At 61.5% G+C, this 26607-nt stretch carries 29 protein-coding genes; 11 read left to right on the forward strand and 18 right to left on the reverse strand.

The annotated features are described in order from the left end of the window. Nucleotides 1-262: 262 nt before the first annotated feature. From serA to GSVR_RS12420, 4 genes are all read left to right on the forward strand, one after another. Nucleotides 263-1888: a phosphoglycerate dehydrogenase gene (gene serA, locus GSVR_RS12405; protein ID WP_173199941.1), complete on the forward strand. Its 1626-nt coding sequence runs from the start codon at nt 263-265 to the stop codon at nt 1886-1888. A 13-nt stretch (nt 1889-1901) separates the two neighbouring features. Further along, entirely contained in the window at nt 1902-2678 is a 777-nt protein-coding gene (gene lgt, locus GSVR_RS12410; protein ID WP_173199939.1) for a prolipoprotein diacylglyceryl transferase, read from the forward strand. 245 nt (nt 2679-2923) lie between these two features. Beyond that, the gene (locus GSVR_RS12415) at nt 2924-3445 is read left to right on the forward strand and encodes a ferritin (RefSeq protein WP_173199937.1); all 522 of its coding nucleotides are present in this window, start codon (nt 2924-2926) and stop codon (nt 3443-3445) included. A 1-nt stretch (nt 3446) separates the two neighbouring features. Continuing rightward, on the forward strand, nt 3447-3677 hold the full coding sequence (locus GSVR_RS12420; protein ID WP_173199936.1) for a DUF1450 domain-containing protein: 231 nt from the start codon (nt 3447-3449) through the stop codon (nt 3675-3677). Nucleotides 3678-3810: 133 nt separating this feature from the next. On the opposite strand, the gene GSVR_RS12425 is transcribed toward GSVR_RS12420, so the two are convergent. Next, nucleotides 3811-4182, reverse strand: a complete 372-nt coding sequence (locus GSVR_RS12425; RefSeq protein WP_173199934.1) for a hypothetical protein — start codon at nt 4180-4182, stop codon at nt 3811-3813. 370 nt (nt 4183-4552) lie between these two features. After that, nucleotides 4553-4846, reverse strand: coding sequence for a DUF1540 domain-containing protein (locus GSVR_RS12430; RefSeq protein WP_173199932.1), 294 nt, complete (start codon nt 4844-4846; stop codon nt 4553-4555). Between the two features lie 219 nt (nt 4847-5065). Between GSVR_RS12430 and bfr the strand changes: the two genes are divergently transcribed. Next, the gene (gene bfr, locus GSVR_RS12435; protein ID WP_173199930.1) at nt 5066-5533 is read left to right on the forward strand and encodes a bacterioferritin; all 468 of its coding nucleotides are present in this window, start codon (nt 5066-5068) and stop codon (nt 5531-5533) included. Between the two features lie 112 nt (nt 5534-5645). Here the strand turns inward: bfr and GSVR_RS12440 are convergent, their stop codons facing one another. Then, a complete protein-coding gene (locus GSVR_RS12440; RefSeq protein ID WP_173199928.1) occupies nt 5646-6608 on the reverse strand; it encodes an NADPH:quinone reductase in 963 nt (320 codons plus the stop codon). 214 nt (nt 6609-6822) lie between these two features. On the opposite strand from GSVR_RS12440, the gene GSVR_RS12445 reads away from it, so the two are divergent. The 3 genes from GSVR_RS12445 (at nt 6823) to GSVR_RS12455 (ending at nt 10718) form a co-directional block, all read left to right on the forward strand. After that, a complete protein-coding gene (locus tag GSVR_RS12445) occupies nt 6823-7611 on the forward strand; it encodes a sulfite exporter TauE/SafE family protein (RefSeq protein ID WP_239077316.1) in 789 nt (262 codons plus the stop codon). Further along, nucleotides 7601-9667 carry a cation-translocating P-type ATPase gene (locus GSVR_RS12450; RefSeq protein ID WP_173199926.1) on the forward strand — a complete coding sequence of 689 codons (2067 nt, stop codon included), beginning with the start codon at nt 7601-7603 and terminating at the stop codon, nt 9665-9667. Before GSVR_RS12445 ends, GSVR_RS12450 begins: the two co-directional genes overlap by 11 nt. Nucleotides 9668-9737: 70 nt before the next feature. After that, complete coding sequence (locus GSVR_RS12455) at nt 9738-10718, forward strand: cation diffusion facilitator family transporter (protein WP_173199925.1); 981 nt, start codon at nt 9738-9740, stop codon at nt 10716-10718. A gap of 114 nt (nt 10719-10832) precedes the next feature. On the opposite strand, the gene GSVR_RS12460 is transcribed toward GSVR_RS12455, so the two are convergent. The 13 genes from GSVR_RS12460 to GSVR_RS12520 form a co-directional block, all read right to left on the reverse strand. Next, on the reverse strand, nt 10833-11282 hold the full coding sequence (locus tag GSVR_RS12460) for an AtaL-like protein (protein WP_173199922.1): 450 nt from the start codon (nt 11280-11282) through the stop codon (nt 10833-10835). A 171-nt stretch (nt 11283-11453) separates the two neighbouring features. Continuing rightward, complete coding sequence (locus tag GSVR_RS12465; RefSeq protein WP_173199920.1) at nt 11454-11960, reverse strand: cytochrome C; 507 nt, start codon at nt 11958-11960, stop codon at nt 11454-11456. Beyond that, a complete protein-coding gene (locus GSVR_RS12470) occupies nt 11957-12265 on the reverse strand; it encodes a hypothetical protein (RefSeq protein WP_173199918.1) in 309 nt (102 codons plus the stop codon). Before GSVR_RS12470 ends, GSVR_RS12465 begins: the two co-directional genes overlap by 4 nt. Before the next feature lie 56 nt (nt 12266-12321). Then, complete coding sequence (locus GSVR_RS12475; protein WP_173199916.1) at nt 12322-12600, reverse strand: hypothetical protein; 279 nt, start codon at nt 12598-12600, stop codon at nt 12322-12324. Next, entirely contained in the window at nt 12597-12797 is a 201-nt protein-coding gene (locus tag GSVR_RS12480; protein WP_173199914.1) for a hypothetical protein, read from the reverse strand. The genes GSVR_RS12475 and GSVR_RS12480 overlap by 4 nt, the downstream gene beginning before the upstream one ends. 27 nt (nt 12798-12824) lie before the next feature. After that, entirely contained in the window at nt 12825-13868 is a 1044-nt protein-coding gene (locus GSVR_RS12485; protein ID WP_173199912.1) for a cbb3-type cytochrome c oxidase subunit II, read from the reverse strand. Further along, complete coding sequence (locus GSVR_RS12490) at nt 13865-15250, reverse strand: cbb3-type cytochrome c oxidase subunit I (RefSeq protein ID WP_173199910.1); 1386 nt, start codon at nt 15248-15250, stop codon at nt 13865-13867. The genes GSVR_RS12485 and GSVR_RS12490 overlap by 4 nt, the downstream gene beginning before the upstream one ends. Next, nucleotides 15247-15432 carry a hypothetical protein gene (locus GSVR_RS12495; RefSeq protein WP_173199908.1) on the reverse strand — a complete coding sequence of 62 codons (186 nt, stop codon included), beginning with the start codon at nt 15430-15432 and terminating at the stop codon, nt 15247-15249. Before GSVR_RS12495 ends, GSVR_RS12490 begins: the two co-directional genes overlap by 4 nt. A gap of 9 nt (nt 15433-15441) precedes the next feature. Further along, nucleotides 15442-15984 (reverse strand): cytochrome c3 family protein, encoded by a 543-nt coding sequence (locus tag GSVR_RS12500; protein ID WP_173199906.1) that lies wholly within the window; start codon nt 15982-15984, stop codon nt 15442-15444. Next, on the reverse strand, nt 15974-16606 hold the full coding sequence (locus GSVR_RS12505; RefSeq protein ID WP_203978659.1) for a hypothetical protein: 633 nt from the start codon (nt 16604-16606) through the stop codon (nt 15974-15976). Before GSVR_RS12505 ends, GSVR_RS12500 begins: the two co-directional genes overlap by 11 nt. Next, nucleotides 16603-17058, reverse strand: a complete 456-nt coding sequence (locus GSVR_RS12510; protein WP_203978660.1) for a hypothetical protein — start codon at nt 17056-17058, stop codon at nt 16603-16605. The genes GSVR_RS12505 and GSVR_RS12510 overlap by 4 nt, the downstream gene beginning before the upstream one ends. Beyond that, the gene (locus GSVR_RS12515) at nt 17045-18919 is read right to left on the reverse strand and encodes a quinol:electron acceptor oxidoreductase subunit ActD (RefSeq protein ID WP_173199902.1); all 1875 of its coding nucleotides are present in this window, start codon (nt 18917-18919) and stop codon (nt 17045-17047) included. Before GSVR_RS12515 ends, GSVR_RS12510 begins: the two co-directional genes overlap by 14 nt. 121 nt (nt 18920-19040) lie before the next feature. Next, on the reverse strand, nt 19041-21995 hold the full coding sequence (locus tag GSVR_RS12520; protein ID WP_173199900.1) for a molybdopterin dinucleotide binding domain-containing protein: 2955 nt from the start codon (nt 21993-21995) through the stop codon (nt 19041-19043). 222 nt (nt 21996-22217) lie between these two features. On the opposite strand from GSVR_RS12520, the gene GSVR_RS12525 reads away from it, so the two are divergent. After that, nucleotides 22218-24008 (forward strand): thiamine pyrophosphate-requiring protein, encoded by a 1791-nt coding sequence (locus GSVR_RS12525; protein WP_173199898.1) that lies wholly within the window; start codon nt 22218-22220, stop codon nt 24006-24008. Between the two features lie 158 nt (nt 24009-24166). Next, a complete protein-coding gene (locus GSVR_RS12530; RefSeq protein ID WP_173199896.1) occupies nt 24167-24586 on the forward strand; it encodes a glycoside hydrolase family 15 protein in 420 nt (139 codons plus the stop codon). A 26-nt stretch (nt 24587-24612) separates the two neighbouring features. Here the strand turns inward: GSVR_RS12530 and GSVR_RS12535 are convergent, their stop codons facing one another. Next, nucleotides 24613-25083 carry a hypothetical protein gene (locus GSVR_RS12535; protein WP_173199894.1) on the reverse strand — a complete coding sequence of 157 codons (471 nt, stop codon included), beginning with the start codon at nt 25081-25083 and terminating at the stop codon, nt 24613-24615. A 154-nt stretch (nt 25084-25237) separates the two neighbouring features. Between GSVR_RS12535 and GSVR_RS12540 the strand changes: the two genes are divergently transcribed. Continuing rightward, on the forward strand, nt 25238-25504 hold the full coding sequence (locus GSVR_RS12540) for a PilZ domain-containing protein (protein ID WP_173199892.1): 267 nt from the start codon (nt 25238-25240) through the stop codon (nt 25502-25504). Nucleotides 25505-25627: 123 nt separating this feature from the next. Here the strand turns inward: GSVR_RS12540 and GSVR_RS12545 are convergent, their stop codons facing one another. Next, nucleotides 25628-26599 (reverse strand): diguanylate cyclase, encoded by a 972-nt coding sequence (locus GSVR_RS12545; protein WP_173199890.1) that lies wholly within the window; start codon nt 26597-26599, stop codon nt 25628-25630. Nucleotides 26600-26607 lie beyond the last annotated feature (8 nt).

The following is a 26607-nucleotide window of genomic DNA, read 5'->3' on the forward strand; positions in this document are numbered from 1 at the left end:
CTGATTCGGCACCTGTTCAAAAGTAATACACTCATCGACCTAAATCAACAGCCGAGTGATTCCCGCCAAGGAGAGAAGCCGGCTCCGGCAGCGTAATTCCGGCCCTGAACGCATTGTGCCGCGACACGCGTATACAGGTTTTTGCGCTTCCCTCTCTTGCATTTTTTCGCCCGGGACGCTAGTATGCTCGTTCTTGCAGGCGTACCGCTTACGCATTCGTCAGAACCATTCACTGTCATCACATCGGATATCGGAGAGCGCAATGAAGATTATCGTTACGGATGAAGTATCGGCCGAAGGGCTCGCCCTGCTGACGCAGGAGCCCCGCATTCAGCTCGACGTCAGGCTGGGTCTCGAAAAGGAACAGCTGCTCGAAATCATCGGCGATTACGAGGTCATCATTACCCGCAGCGGCACCACCGTGGACAAAGACCTGCTGAACGCCGGGCGCAAGCTGAAGATCGTGGCCCGGGCAGGTGTTGGCATCGACAACGTTGACGTCGATTACGCCAGCTCCAAAGGGGTGATCGTGGTGAACGCCCCCTTCGGCAACACCAACAGTGCGGCCGAGCATACCATGGCACTGCTGCTCTCCTTCTGCCGCAACGTCACCATTGCCAACTCCAGCCTCAAATCGGGCGAGTGGAAGCGCGCCCCCTTCACCGGTCACGAACTCAAGGGCAAACTGGCCGGGGTGATCGGCCTGGGAAAGGTCGGCGGCCGTGTTGCCACGCGCCTGAAAGCCTTCGAGTGCGAGGTGTTGGCCTGCGATCCGTATATCTCCGTGAAACGCGCCAATGACCTGGGGGTCAAGCTGGTTTCCCACGAAGAGATCTACAAGAACTGCGACATCATCACCGTTCACACGCCGCTCAACGACGAGACCCGCGACATGATCGGCCCCAAGGAATTCAGCCTGATGAAGAGCGGCGTCATTATCCTCAACGTGGCCCGCGGCGGCATCATCAATGAACAGGCGCTCCTGGACAACCTGCTCAACGGCAAGGTCATCGGCGGTGCCGTGGACGTCTGGAGCGAGGAGCCCCCCAAGTCGGAGCATGTAAAACAGCTGATCGCCAGCAACCGGCTGGTGGTGACCCCCCATCTGGGGGCCAACACCTTCGAGGCCCAGGTAAACGTGGCGGTGGATGTTTCCCGCGAAATTATCAACTACCTGGACGACAAACCGCTGGAGAACGCCGTCAACATCCCGCGCTTCGACCTGGCGCTGATGGACCAGATGCGGCCGTTCCTCAACCTGATGAACGTCATGTGCGATTTCGGCGTCCAGATTCTCGACGGAAACCCGGAAAAGCTCACCCTTTCCTACGCCGGTAACATCGCCCACTACGACTGTTCTCCGCTGACCGTCTGCGGCCTCTCCACCCTGCTGAACCGCATGGTGGACCAGGATGTGAACATGGTCAACGCCTCCCTGATCGCCGAGCAGATGGGCATTGTGGTGGAGGAAACCAAAACCACCCACTCGGATGCCTTTTCGAACGTCATCACCCTGATCGCCGAAAGCGGCGGCAAGCGGCGCCTGATTTCGGGCACACTCTTCGAAGGCGCTCCCCGTATCGTGCGCCTGCGCAACTACACCATGGATTTTGCCCCTGAAGAGCACATGCTGCTGCTGCATTACGCCGACCGCCCCGGCATGATCGGCAAAATCGGCACCATCATGGGCACCCACGACATCAACATCGCCTCCCTGAACCTGGGACGCAGCGAAAAGAAAGGGGAGGCCATGGTAATCCTGTCCGTGGATTCGGCGGTACCATCCCATGTCGTCGACGAAATCAGGGCCGCCACCGAAGCAACCTTCATCAGGGCGCTGCACATGCGGGCCGGAGCATGCTCGCGCAGTTGCAGCTGCGGCGCCTAGGCCACATCCGATCATGCAGTTTCCATCAATCGATCCCGTCTTCCTTCGCATCGGCCCGCTCCAGTTCCGCTGGTACGGGCTGATGTACATCCTGGGCTTCATCGCCACCTACTTCATCCTGCGGGGGGAAAGCGCCAGGAAGCGGCTCTCCCTTTCCCGGGACGACATTGCCGACCTGGTCTTCTATGGAGCCATGGGGGTGGTGCTGGGGGGACGGCTCGGTTACATCCTGTTCTACAACCTCGGTTTTTACCTGACCCACCCGCTCAGGGTCTTTGCCGTCTGGGAGGGGGGCATGTCCTTCCACGGCGGGTTCCTGGGGGTCATCCTGGCCTTTGTCCTGTTCAGCCGCCGCAGAAAAGTCCCTTTCTGGACCCTGATCGACATGGCCGCCCTGTGCGCGCCGGTCGGGCTGGGGTTGGGCAGGCTCGGCAACTTCATCAACGGCGAGCTGTACGGCAGACCCACCGATGTTCCCTGGGGCATGGTATTTCCCAACGGCGGCAGTCAGCCCCGGCACCCGTCCCAGCTCTACGAAGCGTTCCTGGAAGGACTGGTCCTGTTCCTGATCGTGCGCTTTGCAGGCCGGAGATCTGCACGAACCGGCGTGGCGGCCTGGTCCTTTGTTGCCGGGTACGGCCTGTTCCGCTTCATCATCGAATTCTTCCGCGAGCCCGACGCTCAACTCGGCATCTTCTGGGGATACCTTTCCATGGGGCAGCTCCTCAGTCTGCCGATGTTCCTGCTGGGCACCTTCATGGTGTTCAGGATTTCCCGCTCCAATCCCTGACAGATCCGTCCTCGTATCAACTCTCGCCGTTGTAATTCAAACTTTTTCTGTCCCTCTCTTATTCGTAGGAGAGGGGTATGTTGCCGGCAGTTCAGCGTCTTTCCGAGATCTTCCTCTGCCCTCGAACCGGGGGAGAAGCGTGAGTTATGCTTCCACAGCCTGCAAAGGATTGAAAACGTCCGGTTAAACGGTATATAATCGCTTTCATGCCTATATAATTGATCGTACCAAGGAGGATGCCCAGCATGATCAGCAAGAAAATGGCCGATGCGATTAACAAACACATGAACCTCGAACTCCATTCCGCCCACCTGTACCTTTCCATGTCATCCTGCGCCAACGCGCTCGGGCTGAAGGGAGCTGCCACCTGGTTCAGCGTACAGTACCGGGAAGAAATGGCCCATTTTTTCAAGTTTTATACCTACCTGATCGACCAGGGGGAGAACATCGAGCTGCTGGCGGGAAAAGCGGTTCCGAATCAATACAAGACGCTGCTGGAGATGGTCGAGAAAACCCTGGTCCACGAGCAGCTCATCACCAAATGCATCAACGATCTGAGCGAGCAGGCGGTCAAGGAAAAGGATCATGCCACCCAGATCTTTCTGCAATGGTTCGTCACCGAGCAGATAGAGGAAGAGAACAACGACCGCGATCTGATAGCCAAGCTGAAGATGGTCGGAGACAACGGATACGGAATCCTGATGATCGACGCAGAAATGGGACAGCGGGTTTTTACTCCCCCTCCGGGAACGACCGTGATGATCTGAGATGAAGATACGATTCTGCGAGCACAACAAAGGCAAAGGCAAGGTTTTCCGGCGGCTTCAGGAAGAATTTCCCGACCTGAACGTCAAGATAAAGAGCTGCGTCAAGCAGTGCGGCGCCTGCCGGGAAATGCCCATGGCAACCGTGGACGGTAAAAAGGTTACCGGTCACGACGGCGACCATCTCTACAAGAAGCTCGTCACGATCCTTTCCGAAAAGCGGAAGAAAGACTGAAGCAGCGGCTGCACAGATTATCCGCACAAACAACGCCGGCAGTCCCCCTCATGGTTCGAGGGTTCCCGGACTGCCGGCACCGCATTGTACACTTCCTAAAACGGCCGGCCGGGGCAAAATCTCCGAGCCGGCCTCAAATCGTCGGCTTATCCTTTTCAACTACCGCGCGCAACAGATGCTCCAGCACCTCCACCACCGTACCGGGAATGATCTGGTAGGTCTCCTTGCTGGGACCATAGTTTACCTTGTTGACGACGTCGATGGCCCGGTCGAGCATGAAACGGTGATTCACGGTGTCGATGCGTTTGGTGGCCAGCACCACTCGCCCGTCCTCGCACAGGCAGCCGTCATTGACCTGTGTCCAACCATTGGTGAGGGGCTTGATGCTCGAGGTATCGACAAAATAGGTGCAGCCGTCCTGGGATTCGCTGTAGGCCTGCCATGATCCCTCTTCAGCGCACACGGTTGCTGCCGTCAGGAGTATGATCGCGATTATCAGCTTCATCCTTCTCTCCTTTCCTGCTGCGGAGAGCAGGGGCACCCCGCAGTGCGAACCGAAAACAGTTCCGATTCGAGAAAAAGAAACGATCGCGCATGAAAAAGGCCGAGCTGCCGGAAAGAGATCTCTCCGGTAGCTCGGCCTCTTCGCAGAAGATCCGGAAGCTTTCCGCACCCCTCTCACGAAGGGTCAGCTTTTCGAAAGATCCAGACTCACGGTTTTATATCAGCGTAACAATTCACCGTCCCGTGTCAATTCGGGGTTAGTCCTGTCTTTGATGTCAATTGCCCGTCGTCTTCACGAACGTGCGTCAACGGAGGCGCCAGTCAGGGGAAAGAGTGGCAGCGGGTAACCTGGGATTTATTTGAGCCGGACGTTATCTGAGTTTGAACGTCGTGCAGTCGGCATGCCCCTGATGCTGGCTAACCTTGATGCTCGGGGCGGAACACTCGAAAGAGCTGTTGAACGAACAATCCTTCACCTTACAGGCCCCCACGCCGCCAGTCATATCCGATACTCCCCCCTTTGGGGAGGCATGCAGGTAGGTATCACAGCGGGCACAGGTCTCCGGACCTCCGACGGTCACCGCCATCGTATGGCACTGCCGGTTTGCATTGTATGCGCAATCTGTCACTTCACACGCAGATATTGTTGGCATTTTCATGGTCATAAGGATCCTCCTCGGCCGCCACTCTTTCACTTACACTTGTATCACCGGCCACAGGCTAGTCAAGGCCCCCTTCCCTTCGTTCCGTTCCGCCCGTCCTGAAATTGACTGTCCCCGGAAGTACGATACACTGAAGCAGGTTGAGGTTAGGGTTGAGGTTAAGATTCCCCCTCTCAACCGTAACCTCAGCCTTAACCTGAATTTCTCCTCCGGAGGTGATCGATGAAGGGACACGAGAAGATCATTGAACATCTGAACATGCGTCTGGCCGAGGAACTGACCGCCATCAACCAGTACATGGTCCATTCGGAAATGTGCGCCAATTGGAACTATGAGCGGCTGCACGAGGTGATCGAAAAACGGGCCATCGAAGAGATGCGGCATGCGGAGAAGCTGATCGCCCGCATCCTGTTCCTGGAGGGGCGCCCCATTGTCAGCGATCTGGGAAGGATGCACATCGGCGACATGGTGCCGAAGATGCATGCAAACGACCTGGATGCCGAAACGATCGCCATCAGGGGCTACAACGAGAGCATCCGGTTGGCTGTCGAACTGGGGGATAACGGTACCCGCGACCTGCTCCAGTCGATCCTGAATGCGGAGGAGGAGCACGTGGACTGGATCGAGGCCCAGCTCGACCAGATCCAGCAGGTCGGGCAGGAGAATTACCTCACGGAGCAGATCGTATAGGAACACCTCCAACGGAACGCGGATTTACACGGATGTGAGGACACCTCCCTATCCGTGTAAATCCGTTCGTATCGGAGACATTTCCCCGGCCTGCTCTTCTTCAGTCGAAATATCAGGGCACGAGCACGATCTTGCCGAACGTGCTTGCCTCGATGACGGCATGATGCGCGGTGGCAGCCTCGGCCAGCGGCAATTCCCTGCTCACCACCGGCCGTAAAGTACCGTTCTCCAGCCCGGCGGCAAAAGCGGCATGCATGCTGGCCAGATCGGCCTTGCTGGCATTGTAGAGCGTCATGCCCAGGATGCTGGCCTCGCGCCCCATGGCTGTGCGCGGATCGATCTCCACCCTGCCGCGGCTGCCGATCACCACCACTCTGCCGCCGGTTGCCACGATATTGAGATCATGGTCCAGATTCACGTTCGCCAGCATCTCGAGGACCACATCGATCCCCTTGCCGCAGGTCAGGTCCTGCAGGTCATCCAGGTATCCCTCTTCGCGATGGTTCAGCACATGATGGGCTCCCTGCGCCAGCACTAACGCCCTTCCCTCCTCGCTTCCGACCGTTCCGATCACCCGCATGCCCGCGCTGCATGCCAACTGCACTGCCGCCAGACCGACGCCGCCGCTGGCGCCATGCACCAGCACCGTTTCGCCGGCACGGGCCTTGGCCCGCTGGAACAGTGCCCGATAGGCGGCGCCATAGGGGACACCGATGGCCGCCCCCTGGGCGAAGCTGACACCATCGGGCAGCGGTCGGGTCTGGAACTCCTCGCACAGCACCTCTTCGGCATAGGTCCCGCTCAGCGACGAGGAGTTGTACACCCGCTGACCGACCGTGCGGTGCTTGATCCCCTCCCCTGTTTTCACGATCACACCGGCCGCATCCTGACCGGGAGTATAGGGCAGTTTGAGGTCGGGGCGGTAGAGCCCGGACCGGATGTAGGTATCGACCGGATTGACGCCAACAGCCTTGACACTGACGACGACCTGTCCCGGACCCGGGGAAAGTTCGGGAACCTCTTCAAGCTTCATCTCTTCGGGTGGACCGAAGGCATGTACGCGAATGGCTTTCATCGCTGTCCTCCTTTGTGTCGACTGATCTCCATTGTATATTGTACCATTTAAATCTCTCTTTCTTCGCGGCAGGAAACCGTTCATCCAGGCTATTGGGGCCGCAGAACGTTTCCGAAGGCTGGTGGTGCAGGAGCCGGTTTCTATTATACTTTTGAAAAGATGCCCCTTTCCGGAACGGAGAGGGGCATCTACCGGATCGGAGAGGAACGATACCATGGACAGGGCAACCTTGATGGACGCAGCGGCAATCAATCTTGGTATCGGCCTGGCAACCGGCCTGATGGCCTTTGCCCACTGCCTTGGCATGTGCGGAGGATTCGTGGTGAACCTGTCGCTGGAACGGGACAGGAGCCGGATGATCGCCGGCCAGCTGTCATGGCACGCCGGCAGGATCTGCAGCTACACCCTGCTCGGCGCCGCAGCCGGGTTTGCCGGGGGGCATATACAGTCTCTGGCCATCGGACATGCGCGTTTTCAGCACCTGTTCGGATACGCGGCCGGAGCAGTGATCGTGCTGATGGGATTGAGCCTCCTGGGGCTGCTGCCGGTCGGCAGGAACGCCGGGAGCGACGAAAGCCTCCTGTCGGCCGTGTGCCGGCGGCTGTTCTCCTCCCCCACTCCGGGAGCGGCATTGCTGATGGGAATAGTGGCCGGCCTGCTCCCCTGCCCGATCTCACTGGCGCTTCTGACCTATGCGCTGCAGTCGGGCTCGGTGGTCGTCGGGATGGCACTCATGGGGGGGCTCGGCATCGGTACCCTGCTGCCGCTGCTGCTGCTCGGCCTGGCCAACCGGCTGGGGGGGCTGCACCGGCGCAGATGGAGCGCCCGGATCGGAGGGGGAGCCCTGGTGCTGATGGGGGTGCTGATCATGGCCCGGGGAACGGGGATCTGCCACCGGCTCCTCGGCTGTCCTACCGGGCCGGCCATCCCCCGATCGATTGCGGCCGGGGAGCACCCTCGGTGCTGCCCCGATACGAAAGCGGTGAACGGCAATGACCGCTGAAGCAGTGGCAGGGGTGTGCGCACAATGCGGCCTGCCGGTGAAGGTGCGCAGCGGCGGTGCGGCGGCGGACATCTTCTGCTGCCATGCCTGCCGGCTGGTCGCGTTGATCGTCGGCAGACAGGAACAGGGAGAGCTGGCCTGGAACCTGCTCCGGCTGGGGGTCGGCACACTCCTGGCCATGAATGTCATGATGGTTTCGCTGCTCTTGTATGCCGGCAGCGTGGCAGAGGAGAACATTCCGGTCTTCCGGCTGGTGCTGCTGGGGCTGTCGGGACTGGCTCTGGCGACCCTGCTGCCCCAGTTCATACGGGGGGCGGCCCGGGAATTGGCTGAAAAGCGGATGAGCCTGGATCTCCTGATCGCAAGCGGTTCCCTGGCGGCCTTTTGCGTCAGCTCGGTCAGCACCCTGCGAGGTAATGGGGAGATCTATTTCGACACCGCCACCATGCTGCCGGTGCTGGTAACCATGGGCCGGATCGTCGAATCCACGGCAAAAACGCGGGCAGGAGAGCTGCTGCACAGCCTTGAGACGCTGCTGCCGGCTGGTGCACTGCGCATGACCGGCACAGGCGCCGTCGAGGTTCCGCTCGACCGGCTGCGCCCCGGAGACCTGATCCGCATCAGGCCGGGCGAGCGGGTTGCGGTGGATGGCCGGATCGTAGAGGGGACCACCACCATCGAGGAGGCCGCCTTTACCGGCGAATTTCTTCCCCGGCATTGCGAACCGGGGGACCGGGTGATTGCCGGCACGGTCAATGGCAGCGGCCCCCTGCTGGTTGAGGCGGAGCGGACCGGGAAAGAGCTCCTGCTCCACGGCATCATCGCCATGATCGACGGCGCCTGGCGTTGCCCTTCCCGGGCGGAGCGGCTGGCCGAACGACTGGCAACGCGCTTCATTCCCCTGGTCCTGGCCGTGGCATGCGGTTCGGCATTGACATGGTGCCTGATGGGGAACCCTGCCCGGGGATGGCTGGCCGCCCTATCGGTACTGGTGGTGGCCTGCCCGTGCACCATGGGCATTGCAACGCCGCTGGCCACTTCACTGGCCATTGCACGGGCCGCCAAGGCGGGCATCGTGGTACGCGGCGGTGCGGTCATGGAACGGCTCGGCAGCCTCGACCTGCTGTTTTTCGACAAGACCGGCACGCTTACCACCGGCCAGCCGGCCATTCTGTCGGTCTGCCGTCTCGATCCGCTGGTCACGGAGGAGGAACTGCTGGGGCGGCTGGCAACACTGGAAAGCGCCAGTGAGCATACGCTCGGCAAGGCAGTGGTCAGGGAAGCACATACCCGTTCGATCCAACTCGGCTCGGTGAGCGATGTACGGACGTATCCCGGTGCCGGCATCTGCGGGCAGGTGCTGTGGCAGGGTAAAACGGCATCAGTAACCGCCGGGAGTGCCGCATTCACCGGTGCTGAAACGGCAGGGGACCCGGCCGCAGCCGGTACCATCATCGAAGTGGCGTGGGACGGCGTCAACCGCGGCCGGATTCTGCTGGCCGATACGGTCCGCACGGATGCCGCGGAATGCGTCAGGGTGCTCCATGAATGTGGCATCACCTGTACGTTGCTGTCGGGCGATCGCCATGCCTCTGCCGCAGCGGTCGCACGCCGGGCCGGTATAACGCAGGTGGAAGCACCCTGCAGCCCGGCCGGAAAACTGGCAGCCATCACGGCTGCGGGTGCGCGGCAGATAGTGGCCATGGTGGGGGACGGCATCAATGACGCCCCGGCCCTGGCTGCCGCCCACGCCGGGATCGCCTTCGGCGGCGGTCCGGACCTGACCCGGCACTCGGCCACTGTCGTCATATTCTCCGACCGTCTTGACCAGGTTGCCTGGCTTATCCGGCTCAGCCGCCACACCCGCGCCATCATCGGCGGCAACTTTGCCTGGAGCTTCGGCTACAACACCGTTGCCATGGCCTCCGCTGCTGCGGGACTGCTTCACCCTCTGTTGGCTGCCGCTGCCATGGTGGTTTCCAGCGTTACGGTGCTGGTGAATTCGATGCGCCTCATGCGCTTTCCGGACCCCAAGCGCTTCATTGATAGCAATTAAAACAGCATGAAGCATATTGGAGCACAATGTCGCGAGATGATATCCGGACACGGATGGGAGGCAATACCGTGTGAAAAACGGGAAGAAGCTGGTCATCCTGACAGCCCTGGCTGCCAACCTGCTGATTGCCGCCACCAAATTCGGCGCTGCCTGGTGGACCGGCAGCTCGGCCATATTGTCCGAGGGGGTCCATTCCCTGGTGGATACCGGGGATCAGGTGCTGCTGCTGTATGGCATGCGGCAGGCACTGCGGCCGCCGGATGAGGAGTTCCCCTTTGGGCACGGCAAGGAGATCTACTTCTGGAGCTTCGTCGTCTCGATCCTGATCTTTTCGCTGGGCGCCGGCATCTCCATCTATGAAGGCATCCTGCACCTTCTGCACCCGGCCCGCCTGGAAAATGCCTCTGTCAATTACGTGATCATCGCCATGGCCATGGCATTCGAAGGCATCTCCTGGCTGGTTTCGCTGCGCCAGTTTCGCCGCGGCAAGAAACCGGAGGTGGGGTATGTTCAGGCAATCATGCAGGGCAAGGACCCTTCGCTGTTCCTGGTGCTGCTGGAGGACTCGGCCGCCATGCTGGGACTCCTGGCGGCGCTGGCCGGCATCATGCTGACGCAGGTGACCTCCAATCCCATCTACGACGGCGGCGCCTCGGTCGTGATCGGACTCATTCTGGGAGGGACCGCCATACTGCTGGCACGCGAAACCAAGGGGCTGCTGGTGGGCGAGGCGGCTGACCGCGAAGCGGTGCGGATGATCAGGGAGATTGTGTCGGCAGGCGAGCACATCGAGCATGTCAACGAGGTGCTGACCCTCCACATGGGGCCGGACTACGTCGTTGCCGCCATCAGCCTCGGCTTCCGGGACGACATCCCGGCCGGCGACGTGGAACAGACCATCAAGAGGCTGGAAGAGACCATCAAGGAGCGGGTCCCGGAGGTGCAGAAGGTATTCATCAAGGCCGAGCCCGACCGCCGCAGACGTACCAGGGTGAGGAAAAAAAGGCGCAACGGTTACCGGCGCGGTATGACAGGTTTCATCCTCGCTTGAGAACGCCCCTTTGGCGCATGTGCGCCTCTCGCGAAGACGCCGAGACAAACAGCCGCTACTGACAGCAGAAGACGCAGCACTGGCTGCGCAGCTCACAGTGATCGCAGCCGCGACTCAGGCCACCTTCTCCAGCTCCTCCGCCTTTCTTTTGATCCGCTCCAGCTCATCGTTGAAGCTGTCCTCAAGGAACTGGTCGGGCCGGACCGTCCCTTCGCGATGCCCTTCCTTCATTTCGAGCATCAGCTTGATATCCAGGTGCAGCGGCGCCATCGGGTTCTGGGTCGAGGTTCCCAGTACCTGGGTGTCGATGGTGCCGACATAGTCGGGATGTTCCAGCAGCTCGCTGTGGATGGTCCAGTGTTCGTCCTCCACGGTGATCCGTTCGCGGATGAGCAGGCCGTCCATGCGCATCTCCCGGATCACGCCGTCCGGAAACCGCTCCAGCACCCGCGACTCGTTCACGCGGGAATCGTACAACTGGGGATGCTCGATCCTGTCCAGCAACAGGTTCCAGACCGTGTCCAGTTGGGCATGCACCACGGTTTTAAGGGATGTGGTCAGCATGGCAATGTCTCCTTTCGTGTTCCAGTTCGTAACTCCCCCTGTCCCCTTAAGGCCCTGTGGGCTCTCTTATCCTAAGAGGGGGGGAAGGTGCTATCGGGACAGTGCCGGAAATTCCGTCGGGAAGCCCGCCGAAGCGTTCCTCCCCTTGGGCTAAGGGGAGGACAGGAGGGGTTACGACCCCGTTTTCCCACTCCCCAGCCACCGCACGTACTGCACCAGGTACCAGCGGTGCCCCGGCGGCACCACCCGCTCCAGCACCGGCTCATGCCCAATGCCGGTCAGCATGGCCCGCAGCAGTTGGCCGTCGCCATACCGGCCGATCCTGGCGGAATGGAGGTCGGCCGGCACCGGCTGATAGCTTTGGCCGACCGGACCATCGCCAGCCCCTTGTTCGCCGTGGCAGAACACGCAGTAGTAATGATAATAGATCCGGCCCCGCTCCCGGTTGGTGCTGCTGCTCTCCAGCGGGCTTACGTCCCGGGCCGCCTGCCCGGCCTCGGGCAGACGGTCAGGGGGCTCCACGGTGGCCACCCCGGCCGGAAGGGGGGGCAGGATGGCCTGAAAGGCGCGGATGTGCGGCTGCACCGTCATGCGGGGGCCGTTGTACAACACGACCGCGTAGAGCCCGGCCAGGAACAGGACAAACAGCGCCACTACTGCGAGAATGGCTTTTTTCATCGGTTCGGACCCTGTTCGCCCGGTGGCTCGGCGCCAGGCCGGGACGGGTTGAGCGGTTGCGCCTCCGGCAGTTTGTGAATCTGGCGCGGAGGCTTGGCATTGCTCCGCGGAAGGTCGGTGGAGTAGATCGACTCTGCCGGCGTATCGGGCAGTTGCCCGAAATCCCAGATACGGACGGTGTCGGGCACCACATGATAGACCAGCAGCCCATAACCGGCCAGCGCAGCGCTGAACAGCACAATGATTACCCATTCCCACGGATGGGGCAGTTCCTGGTCTTCCTCGTACCGTTTCGGCTCTTCCATGACACCTCCAGGAGAAGCAGGTTGAGAAAAATCCTTAACCTTAACCTGCCTCTCACTCACCACGTCGGTGCATGCCGTCCTGCCGAGCAGAGATACAGCAGGGTAAAGGCACTGCAGGCAATTATCAACAGGACGATGGTCCAGGGCATGAAGCTCGTGAGCCATCTGACAAAGCTGACCGGCCCGGTGATACGCAACTTTTCGGCTTGGGCCTCCTGCTGCCGGGGTCGCCACAGGGCGGTGCAGTTCAGCCAGAACAGCAGCACCAGGGCAGCGCCCGACAGCAGGGCCACCACAATCCACTGGTGCTGCTGCACGTACAGGTTGAGCATCATCGTAATCCCCTCCCCTCTGAGGCACTTCCGGCCATGTCCCGCGCCACTGGGATCCCGCTCTCCAGTGCCAGGTAGCGCGCCCGTTCCTGGTCCGTGAACTGCCGGCTGCGCACCGCCCAGACCAGGATGCCGGCGATGCTGACGATCATCAGCGCCAGGAAACCGATCCAGATGCAGAGGATAAGTGTTTCTTCCATGGTGTCCCTCGTGAGATCAGGGTGAGGTCAAGGTTGAGGTTGAGGGAAATTCTTAACCTTAACCTCAACCTTAGCTTCGTCCTCTCCCTGTCCTTTCCGGTCCGGTGGCCGGTAGGGGTTCCGCCACTCCTCCTCGTAGGAGGCGTCGATGCCGCGCGGTTCCATGTTGGCGTCGGTATATCCCAGAAACGATACCCCCAGATAGTTGGCCAGATCCCAGATCTTCTCCGATTCCAGGTGCGTCTTGAAGTAGGGCATCCCGGTGCCGGTGATGCCGTTCATGATCTGGTAGTAGAATATGCCGCCGATATAGCGGTTCTCCACCAGGTTGCGGCGCAGGGTGGTGAAATTGAGCGGCGGGGGGCTGAGAAAGCGGGCTGCCGGCCCCTGGCCGTCACCGATGGGGCCGTGGCAGTTGATGCAGAACTCCTGGTAGATCCGCTTGCCCCGCTGCAGGCCGGCCTGGCTGGCCGGATAGGGATTCGGCATCCGCTGCCATACCTCGGGCACCTGGCTGTGCAGCCAGGCGATGTTCCGATCCGGCCCGGCATTGAAGGCCGCCACGGCCGGCTCTTTCCAGGTGGCCTGCCGGGTGGTGCGCACGTCGGCCATCCTGCCCCCCAGGTACTGGACATAGGCGGTCAACTGCCGGATCCGCTCATCGCCCAGGAATTCCCAGGAGGGCATCAGCGAGATCGGACCGGTGAAGCGGGGATTGGTGAAATGCGCCCTGTGCCAGTCGTCCGGATGCTCTCCCCCCTGTTGGGAAAGGTCCGGTCCGGTCCGCTCGGAACCGAGAATGGCAGGCTCCTGGCCGACATAGTCGCCGCTTTGGGCAATGCGCTCGGCACCGATATCCCAGTCGTTGACCCGTATGTAGAGCGAATGGCAGTAGCTGCAGCCGTTCTGCACATACAGCCGGTGCCCGGCCTGCTCTTCCGGCGTCATGGGGCGCCAGATCTCGGAAGGGGTCTCCTTCATGGTCAGGGCCGGCAGACCGGCAATGATGAAGGCCGAAGCCCAGAAGACCAAGAGAGCGCCGACAATCAGCAGACCGGGGGTCATCTTCATGCGGCCTCCTCCACCTGCACCTCGTCCAGGGCCGGCTCCCTTCCGCCGATGAGCGTCATGACCACGTTGTACAGCCCGACCAGGGCTCCGCTCAGGATAAAGAGCCCCAGCGCCGCCCGCGAGACATAGTACGGTGCCAGGAGCGGCAGCACCCGGTAGACCGTCTCACCGTTGTTCCAGGAGCCCCCCTGGACCAGGCCGGCTGCTGTCAGCACCAGGAAGAAGCCGGTCAGGCCGAAGGTGATCAGCCCGAACTGCAGGCTGACCAGCCGGTTGGAATGGAGCGGTCGGCCGGTGACGAGCGGCAGGATGTGCCACATGGCCCCCAGGGCGATATAGCCCCCGAATCCCAGCATGGCGATGTGGGCGTGGCCCACGGTCCAGTTGTTGAAATGGGTGACCCGCTGCAGGTAGGGCAGCGATTGCAGCGGCCCCTGGATGCAGGTGAGCAGGTACCAGGCAATGCCCCCCATCACCAGCCGCCCGGCCGGATCGGCCCACATCTGCATCCCCTTCTGACGGGTCGTCATCCACAGGTTCAGCACTACGATGGAAACCGGCACCACCATGGCAATGGAATCCACCACCGAAACCGCCTTGAGCCAGTTCGGAATGGGCGACTGCAGCACGTGGTGCCCGCCGATATGGGTGTAGAGCGCCACCAGCAGCCAAAAGCCCAACAGCGACAGAGTGTGGGAATTCAGCGGAGTGCGGGCCACCCGCGGGATCACAAAATATGCGGCCCCGGTGGCCAGGGGGGTGATCAGCAGGCCGGGCAGGTTGTGCCCCCAGAACCAGAGGAAGATGGAATCGATCAGCCCGGGCATGGCCCCGGTCTGGGGGTGCCACATGACATTGCCGATGGGGTAGTTGCCGGCGGTCCACAGGAAGGTGGCCATGAAATACCAGACCGAAACGTACAACTGGTCCTCGGTGCGGTTGACGATGGTCATGACCAGGTTGTAGATCAAGAGCACCACTGCCAGCATCAGCGCCACATCGGCCCACCAGACGTACTCGTTGTATTCCCGCCCCTGGGTATAGCCGAAGGAGAAGCAGAGCGGCCCGCTCAGTATGACCAGGTTCCAGAGCGCAAAGCTGACCCAGGCCAGCGGCTCGGACCAGAGCCGGGTCTTGAGCAGGGCCGGAACGTAGTACAGCCCGCAGCCGATCAGCATGGTGCCGACAAAGCCGTACAGCATGGTGTTGACATGGATCGGCCGTTCCCGTCCGAACACTAGCCAGGAGATGTTGGAGAAGAACTCCGGCGACACCAGGTGGATGGCAGACACCATCCCATACAGTGCCCCCACCACGAACCAGACCGCGCCGGCCAGCATGAAGCCGATTGATACAGATTGAGGCTTATTGAGCGTGATCATTTGAAAATCCTTGGAAAAACGTATGACAAATCCACGTAGAAAACCAAACTGCAATGGAACGCAGAAACGGCGGTACAGGCGGATACAGTCAGATCATGAACTGGTTGTTTGTAAAGCATCAATCTGCCTTTTCCAGCTTTTTCCGCCTGTACCGCGTTCCATTCTCTTTGCTTTTTCTTCATTTTCCCACCTCACCGATGACAGGTGAAACAATCATGGGTCGCCTTGTTCTCCCGGTGGCACTGGATGCAGAAGCCCATCTCGAACTTCTGCGCCGGCACCACCCGGTCCATCAGGGCCACGTTGCCGTGGCAGCGGCTGCAGTCGATCCCCTTGACCAGGTGCACGGCATGGTTGAAGTAGACGAACTCCGGCAGCCAGTTGACCCGCTGCCAGACCACCGGACGGCCGCTGCGGTAATGCTCCCGCAGCAGGGCGATGTACGGATGGGTCCTGATGATCCTGCTGTGGCATAACAGACAGGTCTCCAGCGGAGGAATGCCGGCCCGTGCCGTGCTCAGCACCTGGGAATGGCACATCAGGCAGCTGATGGTCTTGGTGTGTGCGTGCACGCGATGGCTGAAGGGGATCGGCTGACGCTGCCCCAGGTCGACCGGATACAGCCGGTCCAGCAGCATCAGGGCGCTCAGCGCACCCAGCAACAGTACCGCCAGCGCGGCCAGGGGGCGTCCCCAGGAACTCTCATGCTGTCTGCCCTTACGGTCAGAGGCCATCTCGTCGGTCCCCGCACAGGTACTCCGGCGGCATGCGCCGCTGGAACTGATCCAGCCCCAGGGCCAGCAGTCCGGCAAACGCCGCTGTCGTTGCACACTCCAACAGGCCGAAGCGCAGCTCCGGTTCAAAGGTGGGAGCCACCAGCCACCAGCGCTCGATCCACATGCCGGCCAGCACCAGCAGCGCGATGCACCCCAGGGAGCAGCGGTTGCGCTTGGCCCATTCGGTCAGCAGCATCACCAGCGGCCCCAGATAGACCACAACCAGAAGCAGATAACCGACCGACCTCCAGCCTCCGGAGCCCATCCGAGCCAGGGGAAAACGCACCTCGTGCGGCAGGTTCTCGTACCAGATCGGCATCAGATGCGAGTACATCAGGTACACGGTCATCAGGCTGAAGGCCACGATCAGCTTGCCCAAGTCGTGGCGCTGCTGCTCGTCGGCATCCGGCAGCAGCACTGACAGGAAGGCCCAGCCGGTGACGGCGATATACAGGCCTGACATGAAAAAGTATCCCCCTGCCAGGGTGCTGTACCATTTCGGGTCGAGCGCCATCACAAGATCCATGCCCAACAGGGAGAACACCAGGCTGTAGACCAGCACCAGGATTCCCCCGGTCACGCGCGCCCCCTGCGCCGCTCCGACAGATAACGCCAGGCAATTCCCCAGAACAGGCACAGCAGCGCCAGATCGCGGCCGAACACAAAGGTGTTGTGCAGCCATAATCCCTGGTGATGGCCGACGGCATGCCAGGGGGACCAGCGCGGGCTGCCGGCCCAGAGCAGCACCAAAGCCAGGATCGACGGAATCGCAAAGGAGACCCCCGCTGCGGCGATCCGTTCCAGCGAAGCATGCCAGCGGCCGTTGCAGGCCCGGACAATGGCAGGCCAGACCACCAACCCTCCGGCCAGGGAGGTGAAGAAGATGAAATTCACCAGCAGCACGCGCCAGGCCCGCGCTTCATCCTGGCCGGTGACCTCCAGCAGCCAGACCACCCCTCCCCCCAGCACCACCAGGCTCCAGACCAGGTTCCTGAGCGCATATGGACTGCCGGCCGGCTCATTGATGGACATGCATCTCCTCCGGCGAATAGTTCTCCAGCAGCCCCGGCAGCAGCTCCAACTGGACCGGGGTGCAGCGGATCAGCAGTCCGAAGCGGTCGCGGCTGAAGCGAGGGTCGTAGAACGGGGACAGCGTCCGGCGGTACAGCCGGGCATGCAGCACCAGGCCCAGTAAGTTGGCTAGGCAGCCCAGCAGGATCGTGCCTTCGAAAGCGATCACGCAGAAAGGGATCAGCGAGACCGACGGCTTGCCCCCCACAATGAGGTTGTTGACCTGAGCAGTGCCGATCGCCAGCCAGAATCCGCCTGCCAGCCCGGCCAGCGCCCCTGCCAGGGTCCAGAAGCGCACCGGGCTTTTGGGCCTCCGCATGACCCGCTCCACCTCCTCAAGCTTGACCGGTGAAAATGTCTCCATATCCCGGTATCCGGCATCGCAGGCCCCTTTCACCGCTTCCAGCACCCGGCCGGCGTTGGAAAAGATCGCCATCACCGACGGATGAGGAGTATCCGCACCCTCTCCGATCCGCACCTGGCAGCAATCCGTGGCGCTGGTCTCGCGTTCCACGAGCCGTGTCTTGAGCTCGCTCAAGGGAATGGTGGGGAGAAATTTGCTGAATCCGAAAAACCACAGGGAAAAGAAGCCGAACGCGCCAAGGGTTATGCTCAGCTCCACCCAGGTGGGCTGATAGCTGCCCCAGTTCTGCGGCAGGAAGTCATGCACCAGGGAGGTGAAGATGATGAACAGCCTCTCGAACCACATGCCGACATTGATCAGGAGCGAGAAGCAGAACAGGAAGACATAGCTGGTGCGTATTTTTTTGAACAGGAACAGCCAGGGGACCAGGACGTTGAACGTTACGGTCATCCAGTACATCCAGGAGGGGGAGCCGGTCATGCGCCACCGGTAAAACTGCCATTCGAAGCGGTCTCCCGAGTACCAGGCGATAAAGGCCTCCATGGCATAGGCATAGCCCACGATGGTGGCGGTCAGGATCAGGGTCTTGGCGATCATCTCGAAATGGTGCAGAGTGATCAGCCGTTCCAGGTGCAGCAGCTTGCGCATGGGGATCAGCAAGGTCAGCACCATGGCCAGCCCGGAATGGATCGCGCCCGCCACGAAGTAGGGGGGGAAGATGGTGCTGTGCCAGCCAGGCAGCAGGCTGGTGGCGAAGTCCCAGGAGACCACCGAATGGACCGAAACCACCAGGGGGGTGGCCAGGGCCGCAAAATAGAGGTAAGAGCGGCCGTAATGGAGCCACTGGCTCCCCTGCCCAGCCCACCCCAGTGCCAGGATGCCGTAGATCCTGGTGCGGATATGGTCCGGTCCCAGGGTCTGCGCGTAGCGGTCCCGGGCCGCTGCCAGGTCCGGGATCAGCCCCACCCCCCAGAAGATCAGACTTACCGTGAAATAGGTACTGACCGCGCAGACATCCCATACCAGTGGGCTGTAGAAATTGGGCCAGATCTGGCGCTGAGAGGGATAGGGAATGATATAGTAGAAGGCCCACAGCCGTCCCAGGTGGATCATCGGAAAGAGCCCGGCGGTCATCACGGCAAAGATGGTCATGGCCTCCGAGGAGCGCGAGACCGGGTCGCGCCAGTGGGCGCGCAGCAGGTAGAGAATGGCTGAAATGAGGGTGCCGGAATGGGCGATCCCGACCCAGAACACGAAGTTGGTGATATAGACCGCCCAGCCCACCGGCCGGTTCAGTCCGGTCACTCCCATGCCCTGCTGCAGCTGGTAGACCCACACCAGAGCCGCATAGCCGACGATCCCGGCAAGCACCAGTACCGCTATCAGGTACGGCCGGCGCGGCTTGCGCATGGCATTCAGGACATCGTCGTTTATGTCGCCGTAGCTGAGACCTTCCACCGGCACCTCCGGGGTAACGAGAAACGTCCAAGTCCCCCTTTAAAAAAGGGGGATTTAGGGGGATTTCGCCTTTGATCATAAATCCCCCCCAGCCCCCCTTTTTCAAAGGGGGGAGTGTGTATCATGCCTCCAGATCCACCTTCCGCAGATAGGTCACCGCCGATTTGGTGTTCAACTCCTCCAGCACGTGATAACGTCGCGGATCGCTGCGGGTCAGCCGGGACACCCGGGACTGGGGATCGAGCAGATCGCCGAAGGCGAAGACCTTGGTTGGACAGGACTGCATGCAGGCAGTTTCGATCTCGCCGTCGCGGATTTTACGGTTCTCACGCTTGGCGCGGTACTCGGCCCGGCGGATGCGCTGCACGCAGAAAGTGCATTTTTCCATCACCCCCCTGCTACGCACCGTTACCTCGGGATTCAACTGCAGATCCAGCGGGGGGCGCCATTCTATGTTGATCCAGTTGAACCGGCGCACCTTGTAGGGACAGTTGTTGGAACAGTAGCGCGTACCGATGCAGCGGTTGTAGATCTGGGCATTCAGCCCCTCCTCGTTGTGCATGGCTGCAAAGACCGGGCAGACCGGCTCGCAGGGGGCTGCATCGCAGTGCTGGCACAAAAGCGGCAGCCAGCCGTAGCGCAGGGAGCTGTCCGGCTTGCGGTAGGGGGCTACCCGCAGCCAAGCCATTTCCCGGCCGTTGCCCACCCCCTTGCCAACCCCTTCCCTTCCGATCACCGGGATGTTGTTCTCGGCGTAACAGGCCACCGCACAGGCCCCGCAGCCGATGCAGCGCTGCAGGTCGATCACCATTGCCCAGCGGTGTTTCAGATACTCCCGCTTGGGATACATGTCCCTGTCGGCACGATAGCCCTCGGGCAGCGGCAGGACCAGTTCCTCCCCCTCCCCCGGCTTCATGCCGCTCACCACCGAGAGCGGCATCCATTGGAGGATCTGCCGGTCGAACTGTTCCCGGACCGGTACGGTGTGAACCGGCGCATTCTCGCTCAGCGCTCCCACCCGGCTGATGCGGCAGATACCGAAGGTGCCCATGGCGGCGACAGGAGCAAGGCTGAAGGCATTTACCCCGATGTCCCGGGCAGTGCCTCCCAGTGCCTGGTGCCCCTGCCCGAAGGCCAGGGCCGCCGTGTGCCGGGTCACCTCATGGCTGATCCTGACCGATGCGCGGACCGTTCCGGCCGGGGTGGCGAGTTCTACCAGGTCCCCTGCTTTCAGCCCCAGAGCAGCCGCTTTTCCGGGATGGATATCGATCCAGCTGCCCCACACGAAGGAGGTGATCGGGTCAGGGGCCTCCTGCAGCCAGCCCCGGTTGGCAAGCCGGCCGTCGTACAGCATCAGCGACGGCCACAACCAGAGCTCGGCCGTCCCCTCCTCGTTGGCCCCGGTGGAGCTCGTCGTCTCAGCCGCAAAAAGACCGACTGCCGAGGGTTTCGGAGCGACCGCCGCTGCCGGAGGGGGAGTTTTCCATGCTCCTCCGTTGCGCAGCACATCGGTAAAGAAGGTTCCGGCCGGAACCTGCGGCGCCAGCTCGTTGCGCATCCCCTCCCAGCGCTGCCGCAGCCAGCTCTCGAAGCTGGCCGGGCGTCGGCCGGAGGGGCTCCGGGAGAGCGGCCTGCCGGCCCGTCTCGCCAGGTCGAGCAGTATGTCGCCGGCCGAGCGCGTATCGTACAGCCGCCCCATGGTGGGCTGCATGATACCATGCATGTCGCGGTGCGGCTCATAATCTCCCCAGGATTCCAGAGGGCTGTCCACCGGCAGGACCCACTCCGCCATCCGGGCTGTTTCGTCCAGCATGGTGCCCAGGTGCACCACCGTTCCGACCCGTTCCAGGAGCGGGATCGAGGCAGGCCGGGTGTAGGCCGGGTTGGTATCGTGCACGAACAGGATGTCGCGCGGCCCGAGAGAGTCCAGAAAGCCTTGCAGGTCCGCTTCAACGGCAGCATTGGACAGGGCGTGGGGACGGGAAAAATCGACGGTCCGACCGATGCGGCCGGTGGCATAGTTCAGCAGGGCCGCAGCACCGGCGGTCTGGACTGCAGGCGCTCCGGCGCTGCCGGTGGGGCCGGCCAGGGCCACCGCCCCGCCGGCCTCGGCGAAACGCCGGGCAAGCTGCGTCACTGTTCGATTGGAAATGCCGGGAATGCTTCCTCCGGCGGACAACAGCTTTTCGATAGCCGGCTTCAACGACGAGAGATCGTTTTTGCTCCAGCCCTGCTCGATGATCTCCCGGAGCAACGCCGCCGCAACCAGCCGCTCGCAACCGGGGGGGACCTGGATGAATTCATCGGCATTGGCAGCGGTCATGGAAAGCCGCGGTCCCACGTACACCATTCGCCCCGGACGCGCTGCCCGGCCGGAAACGTTCTGCTGCTCCAGGTAGGCATGCATAGCCGAAAACTGGGCGGCAAAGGATACCGGAGAGATCCAGGTTTCCAGGAAATCGGCAGCCAGGCTGAGCACCAGATCGCATTTCTCTATGTCGTAGTACGGGATCAGCGGGAGACCAAAGAGCTGCTGGTGGGCGGTTTTGAGCGGTTCGAAACTGAAGGGTTCGTAAAACAGCAGGCGATCCGAACCAAAGGCAGCGGTGAATCGCTGCATCACCTCTGCCAGGGCTCCGGTCTGCAGGCTGGAAAGCAGCGCCACGCGGCCCCCGGCTTTCAGCCTGCCGGCAATGGCCGACAAGGCCTCTTCCCAGGTGCTGCTGCGGAACTCCTTGCCATGGCGGCCGATGACCCCCTGTACCCGGTCCGGGTCGTACAGTCCCTGCAGGGAGGATTGTCCGCGAGCGCACAGACCGCCGCGGTTGACGGGATGGGACGGGTTTCCCTCGGCCTTGGTGACCCGGCCGTCGCGATGCCACAGGTGCGTGCCGCAGCCGGCCGGACATTCGCGGCAGGTGGTGGCAAACAACGTCCACTCTCCGGGAACGGTATGCTCGGCGGGGATCACCTGGGGGATCAGCGTGTTGACCACTTTGCGCTGGGGGGTAGTTGCCAGCGCAATGCCGCTTCCTCCGGTAAGCCACAGAAAGGTGCGTCGGGAGATCTTGCTCATCGGCTGCTCCTGGCCGAACGGTTCCGAGTGTAGCGATCGATGGAAGTGTGAGCGGATCTGTACCGGAAATGCTTATTATTTTCTTAGCAAGTTACCCGGGGATGTCAACCTAGGAACCGGCAGCCGATCGGAGAACGATTGACAGGGAGCCCCCACGGCTTAGACTTTTAGTAACGCTGAGAGGCGGGTGCAAAAAACTGTGCCCGAACGGGGGAATCGAACATGGCAACCACAAGCGACTATCTGGTACAGCGGCTGTACGACTGGGGAGTGCGCAGGGTGTACGGATATCCCGGAGACGGTATCAACGGCGTGATGGGAGCCTTGGGGCGGGCCGTGGAAAAGGTGGAGTTCGTCCAGGTCCGCCACGAGGAAGAGGCGGCCTTCATGGCCTGCGCCCATGCCAAATTCACCGGCCAGGTCGGCATCTGCATCGCAACCTCCGGTCCGGGGGCCATCCATCTCCTGAACGGCCTCTACGATGCCCGGCTGGACCACCAGTCGGTGGTGGCCATTGTCGGCCAGCAGGCCACCAGCGCCATCGGAGCCGATTTCCAGCAGGAAGTGGACCTGCTCTCCCTGTTCAAGGATGTTGCCGGCCAGTACGTACACATGGCCAGCAACCCGGCCCAGGTGCGGCACCTGATCGATCGCGCCCTGCGGATCGCCCTGGCCGAACGGACCGTCACCTGCGTGATCCTGCCCAATGACATCCAGGAGATGGATGCGATCCCCTCTCCGGAACGGAAACACGGCACCACTTTTACCGGGCTCGGCTTCAGCAGGCCGGAGATCGTACCGAAGCGCGACGATCTGCGGAGGGCGGCGGAGGTGCTCAATTCCGGCAGCAAGGTGGCCATCCTGGTGGGTGCCGGAGCCCTGGGAGCGGCGGAAGAGGTGATCGAAACTGCGGAGCGGCTGGGGGCCGGAGTGGCCAAGGCCCTGCTCGGCAAGGCGGTCCTGCCGGACAGCCTCCCCTTTGTTACCGGGTCCATCGGGCTTTTGGGCACCAGGCCGAGCTGGGACATGATGTCGGAGTGCGACACCCTGCTGATGATCGGCAGCGGTTTCCCCTATGCCGAGTTTCTCCCTCGGGAAGGCAGGGCGCGCGGCGTCCAGATCGATATAAACCCGCGCATGCTCGGCCTGCGTTATCCGATGGAAGTGAACCTCCAGGGAGATGCCATCCTGACGCTCAGGGCCCTGGTGCCGCTGTTGGAGCGGAAAAACGACCGGCAGTGGCGCGAATCGATCGTGAAGAATGTCTCCGAGTGGTGGCAGATCACCGAGGCACGCGCCATGGCCGAGGCGAACCCCATCAATCCCCAGCGGCTGTTCTGGGAGCTCTCTCCGCAGTTGCCGGACCGGTGCATTCTCACCTGTGATTCCGGCACCGCGGCCGGGTGGTTTGCCCGGGACCTGCGCATCAGGCCCGGCATGATGGCCTCCCTGTCAGGGGGACTGGCAACCATGTGTCCGGGGGTGCCCTATGCCATTGCGGCCAAGATGAATTATCCCGACCGGCCGGTAATCGCCCTGGTCGGTGACGGTGCCATGCAGATGCTGGGCATCAACGGGCTGATCACCATTGCCAGGCAGTGGAAGAACTGGAGCAACCCCAGCTTGGTGATCATGGTGCTGAACAACCTGGATCTCAATATGGTGACCTGGGAGCAGCGGGTTATGAGCGGAGCCCCCAAGTTCAGCAATTCACAGGAGGTGCCCCCTTTCAACTATGCCCGGTACGCGGACATGCTCGGTCTGGAGGGGTTGGAGATAACCAAGCCGGAGCAGATCGCCGCGGTATGGCAGACCGCCCTGTCCGCCCGGCGGCCGGTGGTGATCGATGCCCACTGCGACCCGGATGTGCCGCCGCTGCCGCCGCATGTCACCATGGAGCAGGCCAGGAGCTTCATGATGTCGATTCTGAAGGGGGATCCGAACCGGGGGGGCATTGTCAGGCAGTCGGCCCGGCAGATTGTGGCCGCCCTGCTGGCCAGCAGGGAAAAATAGCGCCATTAAACCCTGGATAAAACATTACCGCGATTGTTCTTTTGCAGTGATCGGCGGCTGCGACGGGCTGCTCGTATCCGGCGATTTTGCCATGAGCCGGACCGATCGTCATTCGTTGGCAGCCTCGGCTGCCGTATCGGAGGGGGGCGGAGGTGTTCGTGCAGTTCTTCGGTGGCCAGACCATGGACGCTGCCCTGCTGCTCATGCCGATGACCGGCTTCATCGCCTTTGGCGATCCGCGCATGGTGCGCACCGTGGACGCCATCCGGGAAGAACTGTGTCAAAACGGCTTTGTGCGGCGGTACGGCCCGGCTGCTGCAGGCCTGCCGGAGCCGGAAGGGGTATTTCTGGCCTGTTCGTTCTGGCTGGCCGAATGCCTGTCCCGGCAGGGGCGCATGAAGGAGGTACATGAAGTCTTCGACCGGGCGCTCTCCACCGGCAATGAACTGGAGCTGTTTTCCGAGCAGTTCGATCCCGTGACCGGGGAACTGTGCGGCAATTTCTCCCAGGGACTGACCCACCTCTCGCTGATATCGGCAGCCATGGCCCTGGACAGGATATCCGTCGCCTGGAAATAGCCGGTCCGCCCCGGGCGGCCTTCAGATCATTTTTCCACCTCTGCCCCGCTCATCGCATTCACCGTAAAGACGCTGCGCCATTCGATCCCATTATCGTCTCCGCCGCCGTCGCTTCCGCGGTAATGGAGCATGAACCGGAGCGTATCCCCCTGACTCATCGCCGCCACATTGGGCAGTTTCAGGCCAAAGGGGACCACATCGTCCTGTCGGGAATACTGCGGGACCGGGAACACGGTGGCATGCGAACGGTCTTTTCCGTCCGGTGCGACCAGGTCCACCGTCACCTCGATCTCATCGATGGAGGCATAGCGGACATTGCGCAGCAGACCGTCGATGACGACGCCATCGCCGGGCTGAGAGGTTTTCCAGGCCACATGATAATCGAAATCCCGGTGATTGAACGGATAGGCGCCGAGATCCCGCTGCACCACATATTGTGTACTGCAGGCCTGGAGAGCGAACATTGCCAGCATCAACAGTATTGTAATGATCCTCATGGTGAATGACCTCCGTGACTTCAATTGTATCATTCCATAACGGTAAAACGAGAGAGAAGGCCTTTTCACTTCCTGACCGTTTCATTCTCTTGTCATTCCCGAACCCGGATGAGATAATAAAGCAGAACAGGGTCCTGCCTGAAGGAGGCTTCATATGGGTTCGCGCAGACATGGCGAAAGAATCAACAGTTTCGAGAAATGCGTCTTAAATCACAACGGCAGGAGTATCCAGTGTTACCTGGAGGATATCTCCATTTCCGGCGTGCTGGTGAATTGCTACGACGTCTCGATGGAAAACATCCGTCTGGGAGATGTGTGCACCATCGATCTGGCCGATGATCCCAAAATCACCCATCGCGAGGTCAAATGCAGCGTTACCCGCTTCACAACCACCCAGATCGGGTTGCAGTTCACCTACTGACGGTATCCGCGCGGCCGGAAAGGTCGCGGTGCGCATGATACGGACGAACCCAGGGTCTCTGTGAGGATTTGTGCATCACCACGAAGAACAGGCCGCTTTTCCTGCAAAAGCGGCCTGTTTGCGTTACGAAAGAGCCAAACCGGCAGAGAAATTGCTGCCGTTATAGCGGAACGTCTCCCGCTGAAGGTCCAAGCGGCACGAACTCACCCGGTTGCGCCCCTCCTTTTTGGCGGCATACAGGGCCTGATCCGCCTGCTCGGCTATGGCAACGTACGACTCTCCCGGCGAGGGGGTCATGCTGGCCACACCGACGCTGATGGTTACCCGGCTCGATACTTCCGAAGACTCGTGCGGTATCTGCAGGGCCTCCACCTCGTGGCGCAACTCTTCCGCCACCAGCAGGGCCCCGGCGGCATCGGTTTCCGGCAGGATGCAGGCGAACTCCTCCCCTCCGTAGCGCGCCGCCATGTCCGAGGGCCTTTTCAGGGTTTCCACAAGCTTCAGCGCAACCTTCCGCAGACATTCGTCGCCGGCCACATGCCCGTAGCCGTCATTGAAAAGCTTGAAATAATCGATATCGATCATGACCAGTGAGATCGTTGTTCCCGAGCGCAGAGCCCGCCTCCATTCCTGATCGAGATACTGGTCGAAGCGTCTGCGGTTGGCCACGCCGGTCAGGCCGTCCGCCAGGCAGATGTTTTCCAGCAGGTCGCGATGCCGTTTCAGCTCCAGATGATTGCGGATCCTGGCCCGGACTATGGCCTGGTTGATCGGCTTGTTGACGTAGTCGATGGCCCCGATCTCCAGCCCCCTGGCCTCGTCTTCCTCGTGGTTCATGGCGGTCACGAAGATCACCGGTATGGACCTGGTGAGCGGGTCCTGCTTAAGTCTGGAGCAGACCTCGTAGCCGTCCACATCCGGCATCATGACATCCAGCAGGATCAGGTCCGGCAGTTGCGAACAGGCGAGTTCAATGCCGTCCGTTCCGTTCAGCGCGAACAGCACCTCGCACTCCCCCCCCATCAGTTCGCCGAGTATCTCGATGTTGACCGGCGTATCGTCGATTATCAGCAGTTTTTGCCGTCTGTTCAGCATTCCTTCTC

This window comes from Geobacter sp. SVR (genome assembly GCF_016865365.1).
GTDB lineage: Bacteria > Desulfobacterota > Desulfuromonadia > Geobacterales > Pseudopelobacteraceae > Pelotalea.

Excerpts from the sequence above, each read along its gene's own strand:
- serA (WP_173199941.1), top strand. The coding sequence starts at position 263 with ATGAAGATTATCGTTACGGATGAAGTATCGGCCGAAGGGCTCGCCCTG.
- lgt (WP_173199939.1), top strand. The coding sequence starts at position 1,902 with ATGCAGTTTCCATCAATCGATCCCGTCTTCCTTCGCATCGGCCCGCTC.
- GSVR_RS12415 (WP_173199937.1), top strand. The coding sequence starts at position 2,924 with ATGATCAGCAAGAAAATGGCCGATGCGATTAACAAACACATGAACCTC.
- GSVR_RS12420 (WP_173199936.1), top strand. The coding sequence starts at position 3,447 with ATGAAGATACGATTCTGCGAGCACAACAAAGGCAAAGGCAAGGTTTTC.
- GSVR_RS12425 (WP_173199934.1), bottom strand. The coding sequence starts at position 4,182 with ATGAAGCTGATAATCGCGATCATACTCCTGACGGCAGCAACCGTGTGC.
- GSVR_RS12430 (WP_173199932.1), bottom strand. The coding sequence starts at position 4,846 with ATGACCATGAAAATGCCAACAATATCTGCGTGTGAAGTGACAGATTGC.
- bfr (WP_173199930.1), top strand. The coding sequence starts at position 5,066 with ATGAAGGGACACGAGAAGATCATTGAACATCTGAACATGCGTCTGGCC.
- GSVR_RS12440 (WP_173199928.1), bottom strand. The coding sequence starts at position 6,608 with ATGAAAGCCATTCGCGTACATGCCTTCGGTCCACCCGAAGAGATGAAG.
- GSVR_RS12445 (WP_239077316.1), top strand. The coding sequence starts at position 6,823 with ATGGACAGGGCAACCTTGATGGACGCAGCGGCAATCAATCTTGGTATC.
- GSVR_RS12450 (WP_173199926.1), top strand. The coding sequence starts at position 7,601 with ATGACCGCTGAAGCAGTGGCAGGGGTGTGCGCACAATGCGGCCTGCCG.
- GSVR_RS12460 (WP_173199922.1), bottom strand. The coding sequence starts at position 11,282 with ATGCTGACCACATCCCTTAAAACCGTGGTGCATGCCCAACTGGACACG.
- GSVR_RS12465 (WP_173199920.1), bottom strand. The coding sequence starts at position 11,960 with ATGAAAAAAGCCATTCTCGCAGTAGTGGCGCTGTTTGTCCTGTTCCTG.
- GSVR_RS12470 (WP_173199918.1), bottom strand. The coding sequence starts at position 12,265 with ATGGAAGAGCCGAAACGGTACGAGGAAGACCAGGAACTGCCCCATCCG.
- GSVR_RS12475 (WP_173199916.1), bottom strand. The coding sequence starts at position 12,600 with ATGATGCTCAACCTGTACGTGCAGCAGCACCAGTGGATTGTGGTGGCC.
- GSVR_RS12480 (WP_173199914.1), bottom strand. The coding sequence starts at position 12,797 with ATGGAAGAAACACTTATCCTCTGCATCTGGATCGGTTTCCTGGCGCTG.
- GSVR_RS12485 (WP_173199912.1), bottom strand. The coding sequence starts at position 13,868 with ATGAAGATGACCCCCGGTCTGCTGATTGTCGGCGCTCTCTTGGTCTTC.
- GSVR_RS12490 (WP_173199910.1), bottom strand. The coding sequence starts at position 15,250 with ATGATCACGCTCAATAAGCCTCAATCTGTATCAATCGGCTTCATGCTG.
- GSVR_RS12495 (WP_173199908.1), bottom strand. The coding sequence starts at position 15,432 with ATGAAGAAAAAGCAAAGAGAATGGAACGCGGTACAGGCGGAAAAAGCT.
- GSVR_RS12500 (WP_173199906.1), bottom strand. The coding sequence starts at position 15,984 with ATGGCCTCTGACCGTAAGGGCAGACAGCATGAGAGTTCCTGGGGACGC.
- GSVR_RS12510 (WP_203978660.1), bottom strand. The coding sequence starts at position 17,058 with ATGTCCATCAATGAGCCGGCCGGCAGTCCATATGCGCTCAGGAACCTG.
- GSVR_RS12520 (WP_173199900.1), bottom strand. The coding sequence starts at position 21,995 with ATGAGCAAGATCTCCCGACGCACCTTTCTGTGGCTTACCGGAGGAAGC.
- GSVR_RS12525 (WP_173199898.1), top strand. The coding sequence starts at position 22,218 with ATGGCAACCACAAGCGACTATCTGGTACAGCGGCTGTACGACTGGGGA.
- GSVR_RS12535 (WP_173199894.1), bottom strand. The coding sequence starts at position 25,083 with ATGAGGATCATTACAATACTGTTGATGCTGGCAATGTTCGCTCTCCAG.
- GSVR_RS12540 (WP_173199892.1), top strand. The coding sequence starts at position 25,238 with ATGGGTTCGCGCAGACATGGCGAAAGAATCAACAGTTTCGAGAAATGC.
- GSVR_RS12545 (WP_173199890.1), bottom strand. The coding sequence starts at position 26,599 with ATGCTGAACAGACGGCAAAAACTGCTGATAATCGACGATACGCCGGTC.